General features: G+C 64.1%; 21 protein-coding genes and 1 riboswitch. Of the genes, 17 read left to right on the top strand and 4 right to left on the bottom strand.

The window, feature by feature from the left end; all coding sequences use genetic code 11:
• The 4 genes from FJ980_RS20815 to FJ980_RS20830 form a co-directional block, all read right to left on the bottom strand.
• Positions 1-1,676: cobaltochelatase subunit CobN (locus FJ980_RS20815; protein ID WP_181181275.1), on the bottom strand; the 1,676-nt coding region annotated here is incomplete at its 3' end.
• Positions 1,677-1,694: 18 nt separating this feature from the next.
• The gene (gene cobW / locus FJ980_RS20820) at positions 1,695-2,732 is read right to left on the bottom strand and encodes a cobalamin biosynthesis protein CobW (RefSeq protein ID WP_140545665.1); all 1,038 of its coding nucleotides are present in this window, start codon (positions 2,730-2,732) and stop codon (positions 1,695-1,697) included.
• Positions 2,729-3,160, bottom strand: a complete 432-nt coding sequence (locus FJ980_RS20825) for a DUF1636 family protein (protein WP_140545680.1) — start codon at positions 3,158-3,160, stop codon at positions 2,729-2,731. Before FJ980_RS20825 ends, cobW begins: the two co-directional genes overlap by 4 nt.
• A 39-nt stretch (positions 3,161-3,199) precedes the next feature.
• Positions 3,200-3,403: riboswitch (cobalamin riboswitch) on the bottom strand.
• Positions 3,404-3,433: 30 nt separating this feature from the next.
• Positions 3,434-4,633 carry a winged helix-turn-helix domain-containing protein gene (locus FJ980_RS20830; protein WP_140545666.1) on the bottom strand — a complete coding sequence of 400 codons (1,200 nt, stop codon included), beginning with the start codon at positions 4,631-4,633 and terminating at the stop codon, positions 3,434-3,436.
• Positions 4,634-4,965: 332 nt separating this feature from the next.
• On the opposite strand from FJ980_RS20830, the gene FJ980_RS20835 reads away from it, so the two are divergent.
• The 17 genes from FJ980_RS20835 (at position 4,966) to FJ980_RS20915 (ending at position 23,495) form a co-directional block, all read left to right on the top strand.
• Positions 4,966-5,331, top strand: a complete 366-nt coding sequence (locus FJ980_RS20835) for an NADH-quinone oxidoreductase subunit A (protein ID WP_040982049.1) — start codon at positions 4,966-4,968, stop codon at positions 5,329-5,331.
• Positions 5,322-5,903 (top strand): NADH-quinone oxidoreductase subunit B, encoded by a 582-nt coding sequence (locus FJ980_RS20840; protein ID WP_015317338.1) that lies wholly within the window; start codon positions 5,322-5,324, stop codon positions 5,901-5,903. Before FJ980_RS20835 ends, FJ980_RS20840 begins: the two co-directional genes overlap by 10 nt.
• Positions 5,904-5,907: 4 nt before the next feature.
• Entirely contained in the window at positions 5,908-6,510 is a 603-nt protein-coding gene (locus tag FJ980_RS20845) for an NADH-quinone oxidoreductase subunit C (RefSeq protein WP_140545667.1), read from the top strand.
• A gap of 8 nt (positions 6,511-6,518) precedes the next feature.
• On the top strand, positions 6,519-7,709 hold the full coding sequence (locus FJ980_RS20850; protein WP_140545668.1) for an NADH-quinone oxidoreductase subunit D: 1,191 nt from the start codon (positions 6,519-6,521) through the stop codon (positions 7,707-7,709).
• Positions 7,710-9,032, top strand: coding sequence for an NADH-quinone oxidoreductase subunit E (locus tag FJ980_RS20855; protein WP_140545669.1), 1,323 nt, complete (start codon positions 7,710-7,712; stop codon positions 9,030-9,032).
• A 10-nt stretch (positions 9,033-9,042) separates the two neighbouring features.
• Positions 9,043-10,347, top strand: a complete 1,305-nt coding sequence (nuoF, locus tag FJ980_RS20860; RefSeq protein ID WP_140545670.1) for an NADH-quinone oxidoreductase subunit NuoF — start codon at positions 9,043-9,045, stop codon at positions 10,345-10,347.
• A 75-nt stretch (positions 10,348-10,422) separates the two neighbouring features.
• The gene (locus tag FJ980_RS20865; protein ID WP_095764863.1) at positions 10,423-11,106 is read left to right on the top strand and encodes an NADH-ubiquinone dehydrogenase; all 684 of its coding nucleotides are present in this window, start codon (positions 10,423-10,425) and stop codon (positions 11,104-11,106) included.
• A 74-nt stretch (positions 11,107-11,180) separates the two neighbouring features.
• Positions 11,181-13,262, top strand: a complete 2,082-nt coding sequence (nuoG, locus tag FJ980_RS20870; protein WP_140545671.1) for an NADH-quinone oxidoreductase subunit NuoG — start codon at positions 11,181-11,183, stop codon at positions 13,260-13,262.
• Positions 13,263-13,264: 2 nt separating this feature from the next.
• The gene (gene nuoH, locus FJ980_RS20875; protein ID WP_140545672.1) at positions 13,265-14,308 is read left to right on the top strand and encodes an NADH-quinone oxidoreductase subunit NuoH; all 1,044 of its coding nucleotides are present in this window, start codon (positions 13,265-13,267) and stop codon (positions 14,306-14,308) included.
• The gene (gene nuoI, locus FJ980_RS20880; RefSeq protein WP_140545673.1) at positions 14,308-14,799 is read left to right on the top strand and encodes an NADH-quinone oxidoreductase subunit NuoI; all 492 of its coding nucleotides are present in this window, start codon (positions 14,308-14,310) and stop codon (positions 14,797-14,799) included. The genes nuoH and nuoI overlap by 1 nt, the downstream gene beginning before the upstream one ends.
• 230 nt (positions 14,800-15,029) lie before the next feature.
• Positions 15,030-15,650 carry an NADH-quinone oxidoreductase subunit J gene (locus FJ980_RS20885; RefSeq protein WP_140545674.1) on the top strand — a complete coding sequence of 207 codons (621 nt, stop codon included), beginning with the start codon at positions 15,030-15,032 and terminating at the stop codon, positions 15,648-15,650.
• Between the two features lies 1 nt (position 15,651).
• On the top strand, positions 15,652-15,960 hold the full coding sequence (nuoK, locus tag FJ980_RS20890) for an NADH-quinone oxidoreductase subunit NuoK (protein WP_027168992.1): 309 nt from the start codon (positions 15,652-15,654) through the stop codon (positions 15,958-15,960).
• Positions 15,961-15,971: 11 nt separating this feature from the next.
• Positions 15,972-17,945 carry an NADH-quinone oxidoreductase subunit L gene (gene nuoL / locus FJ980_RS20895; protein WP_140545675.1) on the top strand — a complete coding sequence of 658 codons (1,974 nt, stop codon included), beginning with the start codon at positions 15,972-15,974 and terminating at the stop codon, positions 17,943-17,945.
• The gene (locus tag FJ980_RS20900) at positions 17,945-19,450 is read left to right on the top strand and encodes an NADH-quinone oxidoreductase subunit M (protein ID WP_140545676.1); all 1,506 of its coding nucleotides are present in this window, start codon (positions 17,945-17,947) and stop codon (positions 19,448-19,450) included. Before nuoL ends, FJ980_RS20900 begins: the two co-directional genes overlap by 1 nt.
• A gap of 14 nt (positions 19,451-19,464) precedes the next feature.
• Entirely contained in the window at positions 19,465-20,901 is a 1,437-nt protein-coding gene (gene nuoN, locus FJ980_RS20905) for an NADH-quinone oxidoreductase subunit NuoN (protein WP_140545677.1), read from the top strand.
• A 4-nt stretch (positions 20,902-20,905) separates the two neighbouring features.
• Positions 20,906-21,727, top strand: a complete 822-nt coding sequence (locus FJ980_RS20910; RefSeq protein ID WP_140545678.1) for a biotin--[acetyl-CoA-carboxylase] ligase — start codon at positions 20,906-20,908, stop codon at positions 21,725-21,727.
• A 97-nt stretch (positions 21,728-21,824) separates the two neighbouring features.
• Positions 21,825-23,495, top strand: a complete 1,671-nt coding sequence (locus FJ980_RS20915) for a ribonuclease J (protein ID WP_140545679.1) — start codon at positions 21,825-21,827, stop codon at positions 23,493-23,495.
• Positions 23,496-23,520 lie beyond the last annotated feature (25 nt).

Genomic DNA, 23,520 nt, shown 5'->3' on the forward strand with positions numbered 1-23,520 from the left:
TCCCCCCTTGAGGGGGAGATGTCCGGCAGGACAGAGAGGGGGGCCTCGCGCAGCCCTATCTCGTCACCCCATGCGGCCCTTACGGCATAGCGCGCTCCCTCGGGCAGATCTGCCGAAAGGGCGAGATAATCCATCAAGGCAAGGCCAAGCCCACCCACCTCCAGCGCATCCAGCAATCCCCGCGGCGATTGCGGAATCCCCTCAACCGCATAGCCCTGTTCCTTCAGGTCATGCAGCATCGCAAGCACACTGGAGGGCACATCGAGCCCGACGGCATAACCTGTACGTCCGGGCGCGCTCGGATAGTCAGGGATCAGGATCGCGAGCTTGCGCTTCGCCCGCTCGGTACGCTGCAGGCGGACAAACGCCGCGACGCGCTTGGCGACCTGCGCCACGCGGTCCGCCTCCGGCCGGTTGGCGAAGGCGCGGAAGGCGAGCGCCGGATCGGTCTCGACCTCGCCCTTGAAGGAGATGGCGCCGGCCAGGATGCGGCCGTCGAGCTCAGGCAGGACCACATGCATTGCAAGATCGGCAGGAGCCAGGCCGCGCTGGTTCTTTTCCCAGACCTCGCGCCTCGTCGTGGCGACGATGACCTGGAAAACGGGCACACCGGCGCGGTCGAAGAGGGTCTCGGCACCGGGCTCCGCGCCGGAGGCGAAAGCGGTTGCGGTGACGATGGCGGCGGGGTTCGATGTTGCGATGGCATTCTCGACGAAGGCCAGGGATGCCGGGTCTTTGAGGCTGGAGACGAAGATCGGTACCGGGGTGAGCCCTTGCAGCTTCAACGCTTCCACGAGAACGTTGATCGGCGCTACGTCTGCCGCCAACAGCATCGAGCGGTAGAAGAGGATGGGGATAGCCGGGGCGCTGAGGTTGCCAGCGTCGAGTTCCGTCGCCCCCCCCTCTGTCCTGCCGGACATCTCCCCCTCTAGGGGGGAGATCAGCTGTCGCCGGCCCCGGCGCCTTTTCTTCATCGGCATCAAAAAAGCCATCTGCAACATCTCCGATTGGCGAAACCGTCGACCACAGAGCAATCTCCCCCCTTGAGGGGGAGATGTCCGGCAGGACAGAGAGGGGGGCGACGGAGCGCCGACCTTTAAAAGGCTCGGCTCCTCGACGACGCCAACTCCAGGCTCATAATACCCCGCCTTCGGCACGCTGACCGGTTCGGCCACGGCCGCATCCGACCCCGCAAGCCTTGCCAGCCTTTGCACCAGCGCGCTCATATTCGCCGGGCCGCCTTCGCGGAAATAGCCGAGCAGAGCGTCCAACTCGGCGCGCGGCAGGGTCGAGGCTTCGATCAGCCGCTGGTCCTCGTCATGGCTTTCGCCGGGCAGCAATGCCAGCTTGATGCCGCGCTCGCGCGCGACCGCGGCGAGCTGGTCGCAGCCATAGCGCCACCAGTCATAGCCGCCGAGGATGCGCACCAGCACCACCCTGGCGTGGCGGGCGACGCTGTCGATCCACAGGTCCACCGACATCGGGTGCCGAAGGTCGCGCAGCGCCGCCAACCGCATCGATGGTAGCCGCCCCGCATCCGCCGTCCAGGCGGTGGCCAGGCCGGCGAGATCGCTGTCGGTAAAAGACAGTGCCACGACATCCGCAGGCGCCTGCCTGAGGTCGATCGGCTCGGCGAGGTCGTCGAGCGAAGCGGATGTGGTGGTGAGGATGTGCATCGCTTTTTGGTATTAGCCTCAGCCGGCGAGGATACGCTCGATCGCCGGGCGGTTCAGCCCCTTGAGGCCGATGACGACGAGCCGCGAGCGGCGATCGTCCTCGGACGTCCAGGCGCGGTCGTAGTAATGATTGACGCGTGGGCCGACCGCCTGGAGCAGGAGCCGCATCGGCTTGCCGCCGACCTCGACGAAACCTTTGACGCGCAATACGTTTTCCTGCTCGGCGGCAAGGGCGACGCGCTCGGCCAGCTCGTCGGGATTGGTGATCGAGGGGATATCGAGGACGAAGGAATCGAAATCGTCGTGCTCATGGTCGAGCTCGTCGTCGTGATGGGTCTTGCGGTTCTCGATGTCGTCCTCCACCGCAAGGCCAAGGCCGAGCAGCACGGACGGATCGACCTTGCCCTGCGCTGTCGGCACGATCTTGACGGCACGCGCGACATGCTCGCCGATGACGGCGTTGGCACGGGCGGAGCCTGCCGCATCCATCAGGTCGCTCTTCGACAGGATGATCAGGTCGGCGCAGGCGATCTGGTCCTCGAACACCTCCTCGACCGGATCGTCATGGTCGAGGGAATCGTCCGCCGCACGCTGCGCCTGCAGCGCATCCATATCGGAAGCGACACGGCCGTCGGCGAGCGCCGGGCCGTCGACCACGGCGATGACGCCATCGACGGTGACGCGGCTCTTCACGCTCGGCCACTGGAATGCCTGCACCAGCGGCTTCGGCAGAGCGAGGCCCGAGGTTTCGATCAGGATGTGATCGACCTTGGGGTTGAGCGACAGGATTCGGTCGAGCGCCGGCACGAAATCGTCGGCAACGGTGCAGCAGATGCAGCCATTGGCGAGCTCGACGATGTTCTCCTCCGGACAGGAGTCGACGCCGCAGCCTTTGAGAATCTCGCCGTCTATGCCGACATCGCCGAACTCGTTGACGATGATCGCCAGCCGCTTGCCCTTGGCGTTCTCGAGCAGGTTGCGGATCAGCGTCGTCTTGCCGGCGCCGAGGAAGCCGGTGACGACGGTGCAGGGAACACGGGAAACGGATGCGTTCATGGTCGGTCCTTCAGCATGTCGAGGGGAGGGATGCGGGCAACCAGGCCGCGCTTGAGAGAATCGGGCCGGCCGCGCCAGGGGATCAGGCCATCGGTCGAAGTGGCGAAGAGCTTTGCGCCGGCGATGAGATCGGCGCCGCTGGTCGTGTTCAGATCGCCGAAGACGTAGCTCCAGCAGCCGTCGCGCAGCAGCGCCGCGCTTAGCCGGCGCTTGCAGTTGCCGAGGCATTCGACGGTACGGATGTCGATCTTTTCGCCGCAAGCCGCCCGACGCGTGTCTTCGGCAAGCAGCGCGCCGGCGCGCGGATGCGCATCCGACCCGGTCTCGTCGCGGCAGGATGAGCAGACGATGACGGCGACGCCGGCCAAAGCGTCGGGCTCGGACGGAACATCCGCACTGTTTGCCGGGAAACTGCCGTTGCGATCCAAAACCATGCTCCTTGCCCGGAAAACCCGCCGGGCATTCGGATACTTAAAGTCTCAGACGGCAGGTCTCCTGGCTCGCGGGTCGTCGCCCTGAATGCCGCCTTCCCGGGAACATCCCAGTGGTTTTCGGCAGAGGCTCGTCGCTTACAGTTGCGGGGACAGCCGCGGATTTGGGTTTTGGCCCGCACCGCATTCCCTCTTGGCTCCTCCCTTTGCCGGGAGAAGACCGTCTGGGTCAGGATTTAGGCTTACGGCTAGGTCCCTGTCAACGCGCAGCTACGACACCGCGATGTCGGCCAGCGCCGGTCCGACGTCGCCGGCCGGCGTCACTTCGATTGACTCCAGGCCGAGCCAGCCCTGCATCTGCTTCAACTCGTCGAAGAGCTGGGCGGCCGTTTCGGGCGGGGCGCCGGCCTCGGCATAGGCAGCGTGGACACGCAATACGCTGGCCGGGCGATCGGCCCTCAGATCGACGCGGGCGACGATCCGGTCGCCGAGCAGGAAGGGCAGCACGTAGTAGCCATATTGGCGTTTCTCGGCCGGCGTGTAGATCGCTATGCGGTAGCGGAAATCGAAGAGTTTCTCGGTCCTGGTGCGTTCGAAGACGACGGGATCGAAGGGGGCGAGCAGGGCACGCGCTTCTATCCGGCGCGGAAAACGGGCGTCCTTGTGGAGATAGGCGGTCTTGTCCCAACCTTCGACCTTCACCGGCAGCAATTCGCCGGCATCGACCAGTTCCTCGATGCGATCCTTCGTGTCGCCCGGCGCGAGACGAAAATAGTCGCGAAGGTCGCCATAGGTGGCGATGCCATGGGCGCGGGCGGAAATGCGCAGCAATTCGCGATGCGCGTCCTCGACCGAGGGTACGGGCAGGTCGAGCACCGCCTGCGGCAAAACGCGCTCGGGCAGGTCGTAATAGCGTTCGAAGCCGCGGCGGTAGGCGGTGGTGATGCGCCCGGCCCAGAACAGCCATTCGAAAGCGTGCTTGGCCTCGCTCCAGCCCCACCAGCCGCCATTGCCCTTGTGGCCTTCGATATCGGAGGCGGCGATCGGACCGCGATCGGCGACCTCTCTATATATCTCGTCGATCATTTCCTTGCGTTCACGGCCCCATTTCGCCAGGCCGAGATACATCTCGTCGCCCTGCTCGGCGCGCTGCATGCGCCAGCGCATCAAAGGGTAGGTCTCGACGGGCAGGAACGACGCCTCATGCGCCCAGTATTCGAACACGGCGCGCTTGCGGGTGACCGCGGCATTGTCGAGCAGCGTAAGCGGGTAGGGGCCGAGACGCGAATAGAGCGGCATGTAATGCGCGCGCACCACCGCGCTCACGGAATCGATCTGCAAGAGGCCGGTTCGCGAAAGTACCCGCGCAAGGTGGCGGCGATCCGGAGCTCCTGCGGGGCGGGGGTCGTTGAACCCTTGCGCGCCGAGCGCGACGCGCCTCGCCATGGCCAGCGAAATCTTATCCTTCATCAGGTGTCGCCCCGATCGTCCGTTGGATTTTTTAGCCGGTGATTCCTGTCATGCTAGCAGGCAAATGGCGGGAGATATGTCAGGAGAAAAAACTGGAGTAAAAGCTGAAGGAAATCAAACAGGAGCGGATCGGACCAGTTTCTTCCGATAAGGCGTCCAGCGCCGCGATTTGAACAACGTTTGACTTGCGTCACCGAAACCGCTGCGCTAACCCTCGCCGCGTTGCAGCATGGGCCCGTTAAAACGGTTCAGCGGTTAAACTGTCACGCTTCCGCATTAGAGTCCGTTGCTGTAATCAAAGTGAACTGCCCCCGCCGAAGGAAAGTCGCCGCATGAGCGCACTCCTAAGTTCGTACCTGCCTATCGTGCTGTTCATCGCCGTGGCGATGATCGTCGGTCTGGCGCTCATCGTCGCTCCGTTCCTTGTGGCCTACCGCAATCCCGACCCGGAAAAGCTTTCCGCCTATGAATGCGGGTTCAACTCGTTCGACGACGCCCGCATGAAGTTCGACATCCGCTTCTACCTGGTGTCGATCCTGTTCATCATCTTCGATCTCGAGGTCGCCTTCCTGTTCCCGTGGGCGGTGTCCTTCTCGAAGCTCGGCATGCTCGGCTTCTGGTCGATGATGGTGTTCCTGGCGGTGCTGACCATCGGTTTTGCCTATGAATGGAAAAAAGGAGCGCTGGAATGGGATTGAACGACAGTTCAGGCACCCTCGTCGCGCCGAAGCCCAAGGGCATCATCGACCCCAACACCGGCAGGCCGGTGGGGGAGGACGATCCCTTCTTCCTCGAAATCAACAACGAGCTGGCCGACAAGGGTTTTCTCGTCACCTCGACCGAGGCGCTGATCACCTGGGCGCGCAGCGGCTCGCTGATGTTCATGACTTTCGGCCTGGCCTGCTGCGCGGTCGAGATGATCCACACCTCGATGCCGCGCTATGACTCGGAGCGTTTCGGCGTCGCGCCGCGCGCGTCGCCGCGCCAGTCCGACATCATGATCGTCGCCGGCACGCTGACCAACAAGATGGCGCCGGCGCTGCGCAAGGTCTACGACCAGATGCCGGAGCCGCGCTACGTCATCTCGATGGGTTCCTGCGCCAATGGCGGCGGCTATTACCACTATTCCTATTCGGTGGTGCGCGGCTGCGACCGCGTCGTGCCGGTCGACATTTATGTGCCCGGCTGCCCGCCGAGCGCGGAAGCGCTGCTCTACGGCATTCTCCTTCTGCAGAAGAAGATCCGCCGCACCGGCACGATCGAACGGTGAGCCGATGACCCTGGCGTTGAATGAACTCTCCACCTATCTCGGCGAGAAGCTCTCCGGCCGCATCGGCCAAGCCGTGATTGCGTATGGCGAGCTGACGTTTTCGGTTGAACCGGGCAACCTGATCGAGGTGGCGACCTTCCTTCGCGACGATCCGCGCTGCCAGTTCATCTCGATCATCGATGTCTGCGGAGCGGACTATCCGTCGCGCGCCAGGCGCTTCGACGTCGTCTATCACCTATTGTCGCCGAAGCAGAATGTCCGCATCCGCCTCAAGGTCCAGGCCGACGAGGAGACGCTGGTGCCGTCGTTGACCGGCGTCTATCCGGGCGCCGACTGGTTCGAGCGCGAGACCTACGACCTTTACGGCGTGCTGTTCTCGGGCCATCCGGACCTGCGCCGCATTCTCACCGACTATGGTTTCGAGGGCCATCCGCTGCGCAAGGATTTCCCGCTGACCGGCTTCGTCGAGGTGCGTTACGACGACGAGGCCAAGCGGGTGATCTACGAGCCGGTCGAGCTCAAGCAGGAATTCAGAAACTTCGATTTTCTTTCTCCCTGGGAAGGGACGGACTACGTCCTGCCGGGGGATGAGAAGGCGAAGCAGTAGGGCGAGCCATGGCTGAAACCTCCGTCCGCAATTTTAACATCAACTTCGGCCCGCAGCATCCTGCGGCACACGGCGTTTTGCGCCTGGTGCTGGAGCTGGACGGCGAGGTGGTCGACCGCGTCGATCCGCATATCGGCCTGCTGCATCGCGGCACCGAGAAGCTGATCGAGGCCAAGACCTATCTCCAGGCCGTGCCCTATCTCGACCGGCTCGACTATTGCGCGCCGATGAACCAGGAGCATGCCTTCGCGCTCGCGGCCGAGCGCCTGCTCGGCATCGAAGTGCCGAAGCGGGGCCAACTGATCCGCGTGCTCTATTCCGAGATGGGCCGCATCATGTCGCACATCTTGAATGTGACGACGCAAGCGATGGACGTCGGCGCGCTGACGCCGCCGCTGTGGGGCTTCGTCGAGCGCGAAAAGCTGATGGTGTTCTATGAGCGCGCCAGCGGCTCGCGCATGCATGCGGCCTATTTCCGGCCGGGCGGCGTGCACCAGGACCTGCCGCAGAAGCTGGTCGAGGACATCGGCAAGTGGATCGACCCGTTCCTGAAGTCGATCGACGATCTCGACGCGCTCTTGACCGGCAACCGCATCTTCAAGCAGCGCAATGTCGATATCGGCATCGTGTCGCTGGCCGACGCCTGGGCCTGGGGCTTTTCGGGCGTGATGGTGCGCGGCTCGGGCGCCGCCTGGGATCTGCGCAAATCGCAGCCCTATGAATGCTATTCCGAGATGGATTTCGACATTCCGATCGGCAAGAACGGCGACTGCTACGACCGTTATCTGGTGCGGATGGAAGAGATGCGCCAGTCGGCCAGGATCATGCGACAATGCGTCGATCTCTTGTTGGGCAAGGAAAGCGCCGGCCCGGTGTCGAACCTCGACGGCAAGGTCGTGCCGCCGAAGCGCGCCGCGATGAAGCGCTCGATGGAAGCGCTGATCCATCACTTCAAGCTCTATACCGAGGGCTACCGCGTGCCGGCCGGCGAGGTCTATGCGGCCGTCGAGGCACCGAAGGGCGAATTCGGCGTCTACCTGGTCTCCGACGGCACCAACAAGCCCTATCGCTGCAAGCTGCGCGCGCCCGGTTTCGCGCATCTGCAAGCCATGGATTTCCTGTGCCGCGGCCACATGCTGGCCGACGTCACGGCCGTGCTTGGCTCCCTCGACATCGTGTTTGGTGAGGTCGATCGCTAAATGTCAGTCCGCCGTCTCGCAGAAGCCAGCCTCCAGCCAGCCACCTTCGCCTTCAACGAGGCGAACGCGGCGGCCGCCCAGCAGTGGATCGCCAAATACCCGAAGGGTCGCGAACAGTCGGCGATCATCCCGTTGCTGATGATCGCGCAGGAGCAGGAAGGCTGGGTCACCAAAGCGGCGATCGAGACGATCTCCGATATGCTCGGCATGCCGCGCATCCGCGGCCTCGAGGTCGCGACCTTCTACACGCAGTACCAGCTCAATCCGGTCGGCACGCGCGCCCATATCCAGGTCTGCGGCACCACACCCTGCATGCTGCGCGGCTCGGAAGCGCTGATGGATGTGTGCCGTTCGAAAATCCATCACGACCAGTTCCATACCAACGACAAGGGCACGCTGTCGTGGGAGGAGGTCGAATGCCTTGGCGCCTGCGTCAATGCGCCGATGGTCATGATCTTCAAGGACACTTTCGAGGACCTGACGCCAGAGCGGCTGGCCGAGATCATCGATCTCTACGACGCCGGCAAGGGCGCCGAGGTGAAGCCTGGTCCGCAGAACGGCCGCCACGGTTCCGAGCCGGCTACCGGCCTGACGACGCTGACCAGCGAAAAGGCGATCCTGAAGTCGACGCGCGACAAGGAAGCCAGGGCGGCGGCGAAAGCGGCCAAGGAAGCTCTCGCGTCGGCGCCGGCTGCAACTCCCGCCGCAGCCCCGGCACCCGCTGCGCCGGCAATTTCGGTGCCGGCTCCGGCCGCCTCGGGCCCGGTTGGACCGTCAAAATCCAGCAAGCCGAAGACCCATGCGGCTGAAACCAGCCCGGCGCTCAACACGCCGTCGCCGGTCAAGGTCGCCCCGGCCACCGAGAACGGCGCCAGCGTCAGGGCGCCGCGCCATTCGGCCGCCAACGCCAATCAGGCTTCTCCGGAAGTCGAGGCCGTTTCCAAGCCGCGCAGCGGGCCGAAGACCAAGGCCGAGCCAGCCACCGCTTTCAAGGCGCCGGAGACCAAGCAGCCTGTCGCCAAGACGACGAAGCCTTCGCTCGACGACAAGAACCGGCCGGCCGGCATCGAGCGCCCGGCAACGGTCGACGATCTCAAGCTGATCTCAGGCGTCGGCCCGAAGATCGAAGGCACCCTGCATTCGCTGGGCATCTACACCTTCGCGCAGGTCGCCGCCTGGAAGAAGGCCGAGCGCGAATGGGTCGACGGCTATCTCAATTTCCGCGGCCGCATCGAGCGCGACGACTGGGTGAAGCAGGCCAAGGCGCTCGCCAAGGGCGGCGTCGCCGAATACATCCGCGTCTTCGGCAAGAAGCCGGTCTGAGGGACGAAAAATGCTTCAGGACAAAGACCGCATCTTCACCAACATCTACGGCCTGTTCGACAAGTCGCTGGCCGGCGCGCAGTCGCGCGGCATCTGGGACGACACGCCAGGCCTCGTCGCCAAGGGGCGCGACTGGATCATCAATGAAATGAAGGCGTCCGGCCTGCGCGGCCGTGGCGGCGCCGGCTTCCCGACCGGGTTGAAATGGTCGTTCATGCCCAAGCAGAGCGATGGACGGCCGAGCTATCTCGTCATCAATGCCGACGAATCCGAGCCCGGCACCTGCAAGGACCGCGACATCCTGCGCAACGACCCGCATACGCTGGTCGAGGGCGCGCTGGTCGCCGGCTTCGCCATGGGCGCGATCGCCGCCTACATCTATGTGCGCGGCGAGTTCATCCGCGAGCGCGAGGCGCTGCAGCGCGCCATCGACGAGGCTTACGCAGCCAAGCTGATCGGCAAGAACAACACGTCCGGCTATGACTTCGACATCTACATGCATCATGGCGCCGGCGCCTATATCTGCGGCGAGGAGACGGCGCTGCTCGAAAGCCTGGAAGGCAAGAAGGGCCAGCCGCGGCTGAAGCCGCCATTCCCGGCCAATGTCGGCCTCTATGGCTGCCCGACCACCGTCAACAACGTCGAATCGATCGCGGTGGCGCCGACCATCCTGCGCCGGGGCGCCGCCTGGTTCTCGTCCTTCGGCCGTCCGAACAATGCAGGTACCAAGCTGTTCTGCGTGTCCGGCCACGTCAACAATCCGTGCACCTTCGAAGAAGCGATGTCGATCCCGTTCCGCGAGCTGATCGAGACGCATTGCGGCGGCATCCGCGGCGGCTGGGACAATCTGCTCGCGGTCATTCCAGGCGGCGCTTCGGTGCCGCTGGTGCCGGCCGAGCAGATCATGGACGCGCCGATGGATTTCGACGCGCTGCGCGACCTGAAATCCGGGCTCGGCACGGCGGCCGTCATCGTCATGGACAAGTCGACGGATATCGTGAAGGCGATCGCCAGGCTGTCCTACTTCTACAAGCATGAGAGCTGCGGCCAGTGCACGCCGTGCCGCGAAGGCACCGGCTGGATGTGGCGGGTGATGGAACGGTTGGTGCGCGGCGAGGCGCAGAAGCGCGAGATCGATATGCTGCTCGACGTCACCAAGCAGGTCGAGGGCCACACGATCTGCGCGCTGGGCGACGCGGCTGCCTGGCCGATCCAGGGCCTGATGCGGCATTTCCGCGGCGAGGTGGAACGCCGCATCGACGAGTTTTCGCGCAACGCGCACCGGGTCGAGCCGGTGATGGTGGCGGCGGAATAAGACTACGAAATACGGGCTTGGCCCGAAGACTAAAAAACTGGGGCGGGCATACGAAGAAACGACCAGGAGATCTCTATGGCGCCGTATTCGATACCCTATCCGTTCGTGCCTGATTTGGACCAACTCGAGAAGATGAACCAGGACCTGACCAAGATGATGCCGAAGGAGATGGCCAGCGCCGTCAACCTTCTGGCGCATCCAGTCGCGGGTGCCGCCGCGATGTCGGCGCTCAGCATCGGTCTGGCCAACCACGCCGTCGGCATGTGGATGGGCGCGTTCACCGGCGCGCTGGAGGCTTCGCAGCGCATGTTCCAGCCTTTCCTCGACGATCTCGAGGCGCAGCACGAAGCGGCCGCCAACGCCTCCAAGGCGCGCAAGGCGACCGAGACGTTGATCGCCAGGGCTCAGACCTTCGCCCAGGATGTGACCGACATAGCGGCGAACGCGACCGAGAAGGCGCTCGACGCGACCGGGGCAGATATTGTCGCCCAACCGGCCGCAACGGGGCTGATGCCCGAGGATTTCAGGCAGCCGAAGGCCGTCGACAAGCCGGCGAAGCCGTCGGATCTGAAGGCGATTTCGGGTATCGGGCCGAAGCTGGAAAAGGTGCTCAACGGTCTCGGCATCTGGACCTATGGCCAGATCGCCGCCTGGACGTCGGAAGAGATCGCCTGGGTGGAAGATTACCTGTCGCTCGCCGGCCGTATCGGCCGCGACAACTGGACTGCCCAGGCCGCGGCGCTCGCCGCGAAGAAGTGAATTGAAATGCCGGGCGCGGCTTCAGTCGCGCCCGGAAGGATAGATTGCGGGACATCCGCAGAGGTTTGAGGCGAATGGCAAAGCTAAAGGTCGACGGGAAAGAGATCACGGTACCCGACCATTACACGCTGCTGCAGGCGGCCGAGGACGCCGGCGCGGAAGTGCCGCGCTTCTGCTTCCACGAGCGGCTGTCGATCGCCGGCAATTGCCGCATGTGCCTGATCGAGGTGAAGGGCGGTCCGCCCAAGCCACAGGCCTCCTGCGCCATGGGCGTGCGCGACCTGCGTCCCGGCCCGAATGGCGAGCCGCCGGAAATCTTCACCAACACGCCGATGGTCAAGAAGGCCCGCGAAGGCGTGATGGAATTCCTGCTGATCAACCATCCGCTCGATTGCCCGATCTGCGACCAGGGCGGCGAATGCGACCTGCAGGACCAGGCGATGGCCTTCGGCGTCGATTCCTCGCGCTATCACGAGAACAAGCGCGCGGTCGAGGACAAGTATATCGGCCCGCTGGTCAAGACCGTGATGAACCGCTGCATCCATTGCACGCGCTGCGTCCGCTTCACCACCGAGGTCGCCGGCATTTCCGAGCTCGGCCTGATCGGCCGCGGCGAGGATGCCGAGATCACCACCTATCTCGAACAGGCGATGACGTCGGAGCTGCAGGGCAACGTCATCGATCTATGCCCGGTCGGCGCGCTGACCTCCAAGCCGTTCGCCTTCCAGGCACGGCCGTGGGAGCTGACGAAGACGGAATCGATCGACGTCATGGACGCCGTCGGCTCGGCGATCCGCGTCGACAGCCGCGGTCGCGAAGTGATGCGGATCCTGCCGCGCGTCAACGAGGCGGTGAACGAGGAGTGGATCTCCGACAAGACGCGCTTCATCTGGGACGGCCTGCGCACGCAGCGCCTCGATCGCCCTTACGTGCGCAAGAACGGCAGGCTCGTTTCGGCAAGCTGGGCGGAAGCCTTCGCCGCGATCAAGGACGAGGTTGCAAAGACCGCACCCGAGCGGATCGGTGCCATCGCCGGCGATCTCGCCGCGGTCGAGGAAATCTACGCGCTCAAGCTGCTGATGGCCGCGCTCGGCTCGAAGAACGTCGACTGCCGCCAGGACGGCGCCGCGCTCGATCCGTCGCTCGGCCGCGCCAGCTACATCTTCAACCCGACCATCGAAGGCATCGAGCAGGCCGATGCGGTGCTGATCATCGGCGCCAATCCGCGCTTCGAGGCCTCGGTGCTCAACGCCCGCATCCGCAAGCGCTGGCGCGTCGGCAATCTGCCGGTCGGCGTCATCGGCGAGATCGGCGACACACGCTACGACTATGAGCTGATCGGCGCCGGCCCGGAATCGCTCAAGGACCTTGCCGAAGGCAACGGCAAGTTCTTCGAGGTGCTGAGCAAGGCCACGCATCCGCTGATCATTGTGGGCCAGGGCGCGCTGGCGCGCAGCGACGGCGCAGCGGTGCTCGGCCAGGCAGCCAGGCTCGCGGCTGCCGTCAACGCGGTCACGGCCGAATGGAACGGCTTTGCGGTGCTGCACAACGCAGCGGCAAGAGTCGGCGGCCTCGATGTCGGCTTCGTGCCGGGCGAGGGCGGCAAGAACGTCGCCGGCATGCTGGGCGACACCGATGTGCTCTTCCTGCTCGGCGCGGACGAGATCGACATGGCCAAGACCGGCGGCGCCTTCGTCGTCTATATCGGCACGCATGGCGATGCCGGCGCGCACCGCGCCAATGTCATCCTGCCGGCCGCGGCCTACACCGAGAAGTCGGGCACCTATGTCAACACGGAAGGCCGCGTGCAGCAGACCAACCGCGCCGGCTTCGCCCCTGGCGAGGCGCGCGAGGACTGGGCGATCCTGCGCGCGCTTTCGGATGTGCTCGGCAAGAAGCTGCCCTTCGATTCGCTGGCGCAGCTGCGCGCCAAGCTCTATGGCGAATTCCCGCATCTCGCCCGCATCGACCAGGTGCAAGCGGGCAGCGGCGACGACATCGCCGAGGTGGCCAAGCTCGGCGGCCGGCTTGACAAGGGCACCTTCACCTCGCCGGTGAAGGACTTTTATCTGACCAACCCGATCGCGCGGGCGTCGGCCGTGATGGCCGAATGCTCGGCGCTGGCCAAGAGCGGCTTCAAGCAGGCGGCGGAATAAGCATGGACACCTTCTTCTCCTTCTATGTGCTGCCGATGCTGCTGATCCTGTTGAAGTCGGTCGTGCTGATCGTCGTGCTTCTGATCGGCGTCGCCTATCTGCTTTATGCCGACCGCAAGATCTGGGCGGCGGTGCAATTGCGGCGTGGGCCGAACGTCGTCGGTCCGTGGGGAACGCTGCAGGCCTTTGCCGACCTTCTGAAATTCGTCTTCAAGGAGCCGGTGATCCCGTCGGGCGCCAACAAGGGCGTGTTCCTTCTGGCGCCGCTGGTCTCGGCGGTGCTGGCGATTTCGGCCTGGGCGGTCATTCCGGTCAATGAGGGCTGGGCGATCGCCAACATCAATGTCGGCATCCTTTATGTCTTCGCCATCTCCTCGCTCGAGGTCTATGGCGTGATCATGGGCGGCTGGGCATCGAACTCGAAATACCCTTTCCTCGGCGCGCTGCGCTCGGCCGCGCAGATGGTGTCCTACGAAGTCTCGATCGGCTTCGTCATCGTCACCGTGCTGCTCACCGTCGGATCGCTCAACCTCTCCGACATCGTCATGTCGCAGCAGGACGGTCTCGGCACGCGGCTCGGCCTGCCCAACACCTTCCTCGACTGGCACTGGCTGTCGCTGTTGCCGATGTTCGTGGTGTTCTTCATTTCCGCGCTTGCCGAGACGAACCGTCCGCCTTTCGACCTGGTGGAAGCGGAATCGGAGCTCGTCGCCGGCCACATGGTCGAATACTCGTCGACGCCGTTCCTGCTCTTCTTCCTCGGCGAGTATGTCGCCGTCGTCCTGATGTGCGCGCTGGCGACCATCCTGTTTCTCGGCGGCTGGCTGCCGCCGTTCAACTTCGCGCCTTTCACCTGGGTGCCAGGCGTTATCTGGTTCGTGCTGAAGATCTGCCTGATGTTCTTCATGTTCTCCATGGTGAAGGCTTTCGTGCCGCGCTACCGCTACGACCAGCTGATGCGGCTGGGCTGGAAGGTCTTCCTGCCGATCTCGCTGTTCATGGTCGTCGCCACCGCGGCCTTCCTCAAGATCACGGGGTTTGCGTGATGTCCGCTCTGGCCCAGGCCGCAAAATCGCTGCTGCTGCAGGATTTCGTCAGCGCCTTCTTCCTGTCGATGCGCCAGTTCTTCGCGCCGAAGGAAACGATCAACTATCCGCATGAGAAGGGGCCGATCAGCCCGCGCTTCCGCGGTGAGCATGCGCTGCGCCGCTATCCGAATGGCGAGGAACGCTGCATCGCCTGCAAGCTCTGCGAGGCGATCTGTCCGGCGCAGGCCATCACCATCGAGGCCGGCCCGCGCCGCAATGACGGCACGCGCCGTACTGTGCGCTACGACATCGACATGGTGAAGTGCATCTATTGCGGCTTCTGCCAGGAAGCCTGCCCGGTCGACGCCATTGTCGAGGGGCCGAATTTCGAATTCGCGACCGAGACGCGCGAGGAGCTCTACTACAACAAGGAAAAGCTGCTCGCGAACGGCGATCGCTGGGAGCGGGAGCTGGCGCGCAACATCGCGCTGGATGCACCGTATAGGTGATTAGCGTGCTTCTCCCCGTTTACGGGGAGCAGATGCCGGCAGGCAGATGAGGGGCGGCGCCAGCTTCTGGAAACTTGGCGTACCCCTCATCCGGCCCTTCGGGCCACCTTCTCCCCGTAAACGGGGAGAAGGAACAAGAAAGTGGACGGCGCAACGTCGTCCGTCTAAGGAACACGCGGTTTCGAACCGGAGGCGGGTCGGAGTCGGAATTTGGAACCCCGGGGGAACCCATGCTGAGTGGACTAGAGGCGGCCTTTTTCTACCTCTTCGCCTTTATCGCCGTGGCGTCGGCCTTCATGGTCATTTCGTCGCGCAACCCCGTGCATTCCGTGCTGTTCCTGATCCTCACCTTCTTCAACGCCGCGGGGCTGTTCATGCTGACCGGCGCCGAGTTCCTGGCGATGATCCTGCTGGTCGTCTATGTCGGCGCGGTGATGGTGCTTTTCCTGTTCGTCGTCATGATGCTCGACGTCGACTTCGCCGAGATGAAAGAGGGGGCGCTGCAATACGCGCCGATCGGCGCGCTGGTCGGGCTGATCCTGGCGGCGGAGCTGATCGTCGTGCTCGGCGGCTACACATTCGCGCCGCAGCTCGCCTCGACGGTAGCCAAGGCAACGCCGGATCTCGCCACGCGCTCCAACACGGCGGCGCTCGGCGACATCCTCTACACGGACTACCTCTATTATTTCCAGATTTCCGGCCTGGTGCTGCTGGTCGCCATGATCGGCGCCATCGTCTTGACGTTGCGCCACAAGGAAGGCGTCAAGCGGCAGTCGATCGCCGCGCAGGTCGCCCGCACGCCGGCGACGGGCATGGAAATCCGCAAGGTCAAATCGGGCGAGGGCATCTGAGATGGTCGTCGGCATTGCACATTATCTGACCGTATCGGCGATCCTGTTCACGCTCGGCGTGTTCGGCATCTTCCTGAACCGCCGCAACATCATCGTCATCCTGATGTCGATCGAGCTCATCCTGCTTGCGGTCAACATCAACTTCGTCGCTTTCTCGGCGGCGCTGCACGACCTCGTGGGACAGGTCTTCGCCCTGTTCGTGCTGACGGTCGCAGCCGCTGAAGCGGCGATCGGTCTTGCCATTCTTGTCGTCTTCTTCCGCAACCGCGGCTCGATCGCGGTCGAAGACGTGAGCGCGATGAAGGGTTGACGGGAACCACCATGTATCAGGCTATCGTCTTCCTTCCGCTGCTTGGCTTCCTGATTGTCGGCCTGTTCGGCAATTCGCTCGGCGCCAAGGCTTCCGAATACATCACCTCCGGTTTCCTGGTGATCGCGGCGGTGCTGTCGTGGGTTGCCTTCTTCACCGTCGGCTTCGGCCATGGCGAGGTGTTCACCGTGCCGGTGCTGCGCTGGATCCAGTCGGGCGGCATCGACGCCTCCTGGGCGCTCAGGATCGACACGCTGACGGTGGTGATGCTGGTCGTCGTCAACACCGTGTCGGCGCTGGTCCACATCTACTCGATCGGCTACATGCACTACGATCCGAACCGGCCGCGTTTCTTCGCCTATCTGTCGCTGTTCACCTTCGCGATGCTGATGCTGGTGACGGCCGACAACCTCATTCAGATGTTCTTCGGCTGGGAAGGCGTCGGTCTCGCCTCATATCTCTTGATCGGCTTCTGGTACAAGAAGCCGTCGGCCAATGCGGCGGCGATCAAGGCTTTCGTGGTCAACCGCGTCGGCGACTTCGGCTTCGCGCTCGGCATCTTCGGCGTGTTCGTGCTGTTCGGCTCGGTCAATCTGAGCACCGTCTTCGCCAATGCCGCATCCTTCCTGCCGGCCGAAGGCGCGCCGGCGGGTGCCGCCGTGCTCACCTTCCTCGGCCAAGCGCTCGACAAGCAGACGGCGCTGACGGTGGTCTGCCTGCTGCTCTTCATGGGCGCCATGGGCAAGTCGGCGCAGGTGCCGCTGCACACCTGGCTGCCGGACGCGATGGAAGGCCCGACGCCGGTCTCCGCGCTGATCCACGCCGCGACCATGGTGACCGCCGGCGTGTTCATGCTGGCGAGGCTTTCGCCGCTGTTCGAGCTGTCGCATTCGGCGCTGACCGTCGTCACTTTCATCGGCGCATTCACCGCCTTCTTTGCGGCGACCGTCGGCCTCGTCCAGAACGACATCAAGCGCGTCATCGCCTATTCGACCTGCTCGCAGCTCGGCTACATGTTCGTGGCGCTCGGCGTCGGCGCCTATGGCGCGGCGATCTTCCATCTTTTCACGCATGCCTTCTTCAAGGCGCTGCTGTTCCTCGGCTCCGGCTCTGTCATCCATGCCGTGTCCGACGAGCAGGACATGCGCAAGATGGGCGGCCTGCGCAAGCTGATCCCGGCGACCTACTGGATGATGGTCGTCGGCACGCTGGCGCTGACCGGCGTCGGCATTCCGGCAACGGTGATCGGCACTGCCGGCTTCTTCTCCAAGGACGCCATCATCGCGACCTCCTTCGCCAGCCACAATGCGGTCGCCGGCTTCGCCTTTATCCTGCTGGTGGTCGCCGCCTGCTTCACCAGCTTCTATTCCTGGCGGCTGATCTTCATGACCTTCCACGGCGAGCCGCGCGCCAGCCACGAGGTCATGCACCATGTGCACGAATCGCCGCCGGTGATGCTGGTGCCGCTCTATGTGCTGGCCGCCGGCGCGCTGTTTGCCGGTATCATCTTCCACGGCGCCTTCATCGGCGAGGGTTACGCCGAATTCTGGAAGGCTTCGCTGTTCACGCTGCCGGAAAACCGCATCCTGCATGAGATCCACGAATTGCCGCTCTGGGTCGAGCTCGCCCCGTTCGTCGCCATGCTGATCGGCCTCGCGGTGGCCTGGAAATTCTATATTCGCTCGCCGGAACTTCCCCGAAGCGTCGCCGCCAATCATCGCCTGCTTTATGCGTTCCTGCTCAACAAGTGGTATTTCGACGAGCTCTACGACTTCTTGTTCGTGCGGCCGGCGAAGCGCCTCGGCAGGTTCCTGTGGAAGACCGGCGACGGCGCCGTCATTGACGGCCTCGGCCCCGACGGCATCTCGGCGCGCGTCGTCGACGTCACCAACAGGGTCGTCAAGCTGCAGACCGGCTATCTCTACCACTATGCCTTCGCCATGCTGATCGGCGTGGCCGCTCTCGTCACCTGGATGATGCTCTGATGACCGACTGGCCAATCCTCTCGCTGGTCACCTTCCTGCCGCTGGTTGGTGTTCTGCTCATCCTTTTCATCAGCGACGACAGCGAAAACGCGCGCCGCAACATCCGCGCGATCGCATTCATCACGACGGCGTTCACCTTCGTCGTCTCGCTGTTCATCTGGACGGGCTTCGACAATTCGCAGGCCGGCTTCCAGTTCGTCGAGAAGCACGCCTGGCTGGATTCGGGCATTTCCTACCACATGGGCGTCGACGGCATCTCGATGCTGTTCGTCATCCTGACCACCTTCCTGATGCCGCTCTGCATACTGGCCTCCTGGGATGCGATCGAGAAGCGGGTCAAGGCCTATATGATTGCCTTCCTGATCCTCGAGACGTTGATGATCGGCGTGTTCTGCGCGCTCGACATCGTGCTGTTCTACGTCTTCTTCGAGGCCGGCCTGATCCCGATGTTCATCATCATCGGCGTCTGGGGCGGCAAGCGGCGCGTCTATGCCTCGTTCAAGTTCTTCCTCTACACGCTCGCCGGCTCGGTGCTGATGCTGCTCGCCATCATGGCGATGTTCTTCCAGTCGGGCACCACCGACATTCCGACGCTTCTGACGCATGATTTCCCGGCCAACATGCAGACCTGGCTGTGGCTCGCCTTCTTCGCCTCCTTCGCGGTGAAGATGCCGATGTGGCCGGTGCATACCTGGTTGCCCGACGCGCATGTCGAGGCGCCGACCGCGGGCTCCGTCATCCTGGCCGGCATCCTGCTGAAGATGGGCGGGTACGGCTTCCTGCGCTTCTCGCTGCCGATGTTCCCGGAGGCGTCGGCGATGTTCGCGCCGCTGGTGTTCACGCTTTCCGTCGTCGCCATCATCTACACCTCGCTGGTGGCGCTGATGCAGGAGGACATGAAGAAGCTGATCGCCTATTCGTCGGTCGCCCATATGGGCTTCGTCACCATGGGCATCTTCGCTATGAACCAGGAAGGCGTGCAGGGCGCGATCTTCCAGATGCTCAGCCACGGCCTCGTCTCGGGCGCGCTGTTCCTGTGCGTCGGCGTCATCTACGACCGCATGCATACGCGCGAGATCGACGCCTATGGCGGTCTGGTCAACAACATGCCGAAATACGCCACCGTGTTCATGATCTTCACCATGGCCAATGTCGGCCTTCCCGGCACCAGCGGCTTCGTCGGCGAGTTCCTGACCATGCTCGGCGTGTTCAAGGTCAACACCTGGGTGGCGTTCTTCGCCGCCACCGGCGTCATCCTGTCGGCGGCCTACGCGCTGTGGCTCTATCGCCGGGTGATCTTCGGCGCGCTGACCAAGGACAGCCTGAAGAACCTGCTCGACCTTTCGCCGCGCGAGAAGGCGATCGTCTACCCGCTGGTGGTACTGGTCATCTTCTTCGGCGTCTATCCGGCGCCGGTGTTCGACGCGACGGCCCAGTCGGTCAAGACGCTCGTCACCAACGTCACCGCATCCATCAATTCCGCGCAGACCGCGGCGGCGAACTGACTGGGGAATAGACCATGACGCCGGACCTTCTCTCCAGCTTTTTGCTCTCGACGCCGGAACTGATCCTCGCGGTCGGCGCGCTGGCGCTCCTGATGATCGGGGCCTATTCGCGCTCCAACAGCACCATGACCGTGACCGGGCTGGCCGTCCTCGTGCTGGTGGTGGCCGGACTGTGGCTTGCCTTCTCCGGCACGCAGGGCTCAGCCTATGGCGGCGCCTTCGTGCAGGATCCCTTCAGCGCCTTCATGAAGATGCTGTCGCTGATCGGCTCGGCGGTGACGCTGGTCATGTCGATGCGCTTCGCGCGCCAGGAACATTTCGACAAGTTCGAATTCCCGGTGCTGGTGCTGCTTTGCACGCTGGGCATGCTGTTGATGATCTCGGCCAACGGCATGATCGGACTTTATCTCGGGCTCGAGCTGCAGTCGCTGGCGATCTATGTGCTGGCGGCGATCAACCGCGACAATCTGCGCTCGACCGAAGCCGGCCTGAAATACTTCGTCCTCGGCGCGCTGTCGTCGGGCATGCTGCTCTACGGCATCAGTCTCGTTTACGGCTACACCGGCAATACCGGCTTCCAGGAAATCGCGACCGCGCTTGGCAGCGGCGAGCGCCAGCTCGGCCTCGTCTTCGGCCTGGTGTTCGTGCTGGCAGGCCTCGCCTTCAAGATCTCGGCCGTGCCGTTCCACATGTGGACGCCGGACGTCTACGAGGGGGCGCCGACGCCGATCACCGCCTTCCTGGCAGCCGCGCCGAAGATGGCGGCGATGGCGCTGATCGTGCGCGTCACCATGGGCGCCTTCAAGCCGATTGCCTCGGACTGGCAGCAGATCGTCGTCTTCATCTCGATCGCCTCGATGGCGCTTGGCGCCTTCGCGGCCATCGGCCAGACCAACATCAAGCGCCTGATGGCCTATTCCTCGATCGGCCATATGGGCTATGCGCTGGTCGGCCTTGCCGCCAACAGCCAGGCCGGCGTGCGCGGCGTCGCCATCTACATGCTGATCTATCTGGTGATGACGCTGGGCACCTTCGCCTTCATTCTCGCCATGCGGCGCAAGGAAGGCAATGTCGAGCAGATCAGCGATCTTTCCGGTCTCGCCTCGACCAATCCGTTCATGGCCACCATCCTCACCATCCTGATGTTCTCGCTGGCCGGCATTCCGCCGCTCGCCGGCTTCTGGGGGAAGTGGTACGTGTTCCTCGCCGCCATCAACGCGCATCTCTACGCGCTGGCGATCATCGGCGTGCTGGCCTCGGTGGTGGGCGCCTACTATTATCTGCGCATCATCAAGATCATGTGGTTCGACGAACCGGTCGGCGGCTTCGTGCCGATGGCCAGCGAGCTGCGCCTCGTGCTCGGCGTCAGCGGCGCCTTCGTGCTGTTCTATGTGCTGATCGGCGGCCCGATCGGCAGCTATGCCGAAGCCGCCGCCAAGACCTTCTTCTGACGGGATGGCATTTCGGCTGGCTCCAACCGCGGCGTCGGAGGGGTTCCGGCTCGAGGCGCATGACAGCGTCGGCTCGACCAACGGGCTGGCGCTGGAACACGCGCGCGCCGGCGATCCCGGCAAGCTCTGGGTCGTTTCGAAGAAGCAGGAAAGCGGCCGCGGCCGCCGCGGCCGTGTCTGGGCAACGCCCGAAGGCAATCTCGCAGCGACGCTGCTTCTGGTTCCGGGCGGCGAGCTCCGGCTGGCCGCGACGCTTGGCTTTGTCGCGGGGCTTGCGCTGGCCGACGCGCTCGACGCGGTCGTGCCGAAGGGCCGGATCGCCGTCGCCGTCGACGGCGCGAGCCAGGGCCGCAACCGCTTCGAATTGAAATGGCCGAACGACGTGCTGGCCTCGGGCGCCAAGCTTGCCGGGATATTGCTGGAATCGGCGATGCTCGATGGCGGCCGTTTTGCCGTCGCTATCGGCATCGGCGTCAATGTCGTGGCTTACCCTGAGGACTTGCCTTATCCAGCGACATCGCTGCAGGCGCTGGGCGCGACTTGTGACGCCGAAACGCTGTTCCTGGCGCTTTCGGATGCCTGGAGCGAGAATGCCCGGATGTGGGATGACGGACGCGGGCTCGATGCCATCAGAAGGCGCTGGCTTGCCCGCGCAGCCGGCCTCGGCGGCGAGGTTGCCGTCAGAATTGACGGCAATGTGGTGCGTGGCATCTTCGAGACCATTGACGAGGACTGCCGTTTCGTGATCCGCGACGATGAGGGATCGGTTTTGACGATCGCGGCCGGCAACGTGCATTTCGGCGCGGTCGCCTCGGCCCGCGTATAATTTTGTTTTTGCGCAATTCCGGGCGGAAAGCCGTGACACGCTTTTTCCCGGAATTGCGCCAACGGCTTGGCCAAAGCGGCCAGGAAGGAAAGAATTGATGGCGAATAGACAAAACGCCGAACTCGTCTTCGCGCCGCTGGGCGGCGTCGGCGAGATCGGCATGAACTTCGCCCTTTACGGCTATGGGCCCGCCGACGCGCGCGAATGGATCATCGTCGATGTCGGCGTCACCTTTCCGGACTCGGCACATCCCGGCGTTGATCTCATCCTGCCCGATACGCGCTTCATCGAGGAGAATATCGACGGCCTGCGCGGCATCGTCATCACCCACGCGCATGAGGATCATTACGGCGCGCTGCTCGACATCTGGCCGAAGCTTAAAGTCCCGGTCTGGATGACGCCGTTCACCGCCGGCCTGCTCGAAGCCAAGCGGCAGGGCGAGCAGGGCGCGCCGAAGATCCCGGCGTCGATCTACCGGGCCGGCGAGAAATTCACCATCGGACCTTTCGAGATCGAAGCTATCCCGGTCGCTCACTCCATCCCCGAGCCGATGTCGCTGGCGATCACCACGCCCGCCGGCACCGTCATCCACACCGGCGACTGGAAGATAGACCCGGCGCCGACGATCGGCCCGAAGACCGACGAGGCACGCTTCCGCGCCTATGGCGACAAGGGCGTGCTGGCGCTGATCTGCGATTCCACCAACGCGCTGAGGGAAGGGGAGTCGCCGTCGGAAGTCGCTGTTGGCGAAGGCCTCAAGGGCGTCATCGAGAGCGCGAAGGGGCGCGTCGCGGTCACCACCTTCTCCTCCAATGTCGGGCGCATCGTCTCGATCGCCAAGGCGGCACGCGATGCCGGCCGGCAATGCCTTGTGCTCGGCCGATCGCTGAAGCGCGTTATCGATGTGGCGGGCGAGCTCGGCTACATGGACGGGCTGCCGGAGTTCATCGCCGAGGAGGACTATGGTTATATCCCGCGCGAGAACCTGGTGATCATCTGCACCGGCAGCCAGGGCGAGCCGCTGGCTGCCCTTGCCAAGCTTTCGCGCGACGAGATGAAGTCGGTGGCGCTGACGGCCGGCGATACGGTGGTGTTTTCCTCGCGCACCATTCCCGGCAACGAGAAGGGAATCCTCGAGATCAAGAACCGGCTGATCGATCTCGGCATGAAGATCATCGAGGACGGCGACGCGCTGGTGCATGTCTCCGGCCACCCGCGCCGCAGCGAATTGCGCAAGATGTATGAATGGGTGCGGCCGCAGATCGGCGTTCCCGTGCATGGCGAGGCGGCGCATCTGGTGGCGCAGGGCTCGCTGATGTCGATGTCGGGCATCGGCCAGGTGGCGCAGGTGCGCGACGGCGACATGCTGAGGCTCTGGCCTGGCCCGGCGACGATCATCGACCAGGTGCCGTTCGGGCGGCTCTACAAGGATGGCTCGCTGATCGGCACCGACCAGGCGATGGGCATACGCGACCGTCGCAAGCTTTCCTTCGCCGGGCATGTCGCGGTCAATGTCGTGCTCGACGACAAATATGAGCTTGCCGGCGACCCCGACCTGGTGGCGATCGGCGTCGCCGAAGCGGATGCCCGCGGCGAGACGCTGGAGGATCTGATGCTCGATGCGGCAATCGGCGCGGTCGACTCCATTCCGCGTCAGCGCCGAAAAGACCTCGACCTGGTGCAGGAGGCGGTGCGCCGCGCAGTGCGCGGCGCCGCCAATGAAGCCTGGGGCAAGAAGCCGCTGGTGACGGTGTTCGTCACGCGGTGACGAACAAGGGAGTAAGGCAGTAGGG

Origin of the sequence: Mesorhizobium sp. B1-1-5, from assembly GCF_006443065.1 — a bacterium.
Taxonomy (GTDB): Bacteria; Pseudomonadota; Alphaproteobacteria; order Rhizobiales; family Rhizobiaceae; genus Mesorhizobium.

Bases quoted from the DNA above. Each gene is read 5' to 3' on its own strand.
- cobW (WP_140545665.1), bottom strand. From the start codon at position 2,732: ATGAACGCATCCGTTTCCCGTGTTCCCTGCACCGTCGTCACCGGCTTC.
- FJ980_RS20830 (WP_140545666.1), bottom strand. From the start codon at position 4,633: ATGAAGGATAAGATTTCGCTGGCCATGGCGAGGCGCGTCGCGCTCGGC.
- FJ980_RS20835 (WP_040982049.1), top strand. From the start codon at position 4,966: ATGAGCGCACTCCTAAGTTCGTACCTGCCTATCGTGCTGTTCATCGCC.
- FJ980_RS20840 (WP_015317338.1), top strand. From the start codon at position 5,322: ATGGGATTGAACGACAGTTCAGGCACCCTCGTCGCGCCGAAGCCCAAG.
- FJ980_RS20845 (WP_140545667.1), top strand. From the start codon at position 5,908: ATGACCCTGGCGTTGAATGAACTCTCCACCTATCTCGGCGAGAAGCTC.
- FJ980_RS20850 (WP_140545668.1), top strand. From the start codon at position 6,519: ATGGCTGAAACCTCCGTCCGCAATTTTAACATCAACTTCGGCCCGCAG.
- FJ980_RS20855 (WP_140545669.1), top strand. From the start codon at position 7,710: ATGTCAGTCCGCCGTCTCGCAGAAGCCAGCCTCCAGCCAGCCACCTTC.
- nuoF (WP_140545670.1), top strand. From the start codon at position 9,043: ATGCTTCAGGACAAAGACCGCATCTTCACCAACATCTACGGCCTGTTC.
- FJ980_RS20865 (WP_095764863.1), top strand. From the start codon at position 10,423: ATGGCGCCGTATTCGATACCCTATCCGTTCGTGCCTGATTTGGACCAA.
- nuoG (WP_140545671.1), top strand. From the start codon at position 11,181: ATGGCAAAGCTAAAGGTCGACGGGAAAGAGATCACGGTACCCGACCAT.
- nuoH (WP_140545672.1), top strand. From the start codon at position 13,265: ATGGACACCTTCTTCTCCTTCTATGTGCTGCCGATGCTGCTGATCCTG.
- nuoI (WP_140545673.1), top strand. From the start codon at position 14,308: ATGTCCGCTCTGGCCCAGGCCGCAAAATCGCTGCTGCTGCAGGATTTC.
- FJ980_RS20885 (WP_140545674.1), top strand. From the start codon at position 15,030: ATGCTGAGTGGACTAGAGGCGGCCTTTTTCTACCTCTTCGCCTTTATC.
- nuoK (WP_027168992.1), top strand. From the start codon at position 15,652: ATGGTCGTCGGCATTGCACATTATCTGACCGTATCGGCGATCCTGTTC.
- nuoL (WP_140545675.1), top strand. From the start codon at position 15,972: ATGTATCAGGCTATCGTCTTCCTTCCGCTGCTTGGCTTCCTGATTGTC.
- FJ980_RS20900 (WP_140545676.1), top strand. From the start codon at position 17,945: ATGACCGACTGGCCAATCCTCTCGCTGGTCACCTTCCTGCCGCTGGTT.
- nuoN (WP_140545677.1), top strand. From the start codon at position 19,465: ATGACGCCGGACCTTCTCTCCAGCTTTTTGCTCTCGACGCCGGAACTG.
- FJ980_RS20910 (WP_140545678.1), top strand. From the start codon at position 20,906: ATGGCATTTCGGCTGGCTCCAACCGCGGCGTCGGAGGGGTTCCGGCTC.
- FJ980_RS20915 (WP_140545679.1), top strand. From the start codon at position 21,825: ATGGCGAATAGACAAAACGCCGAACTCGTCTTCGCGCCGCTGGGCGGC.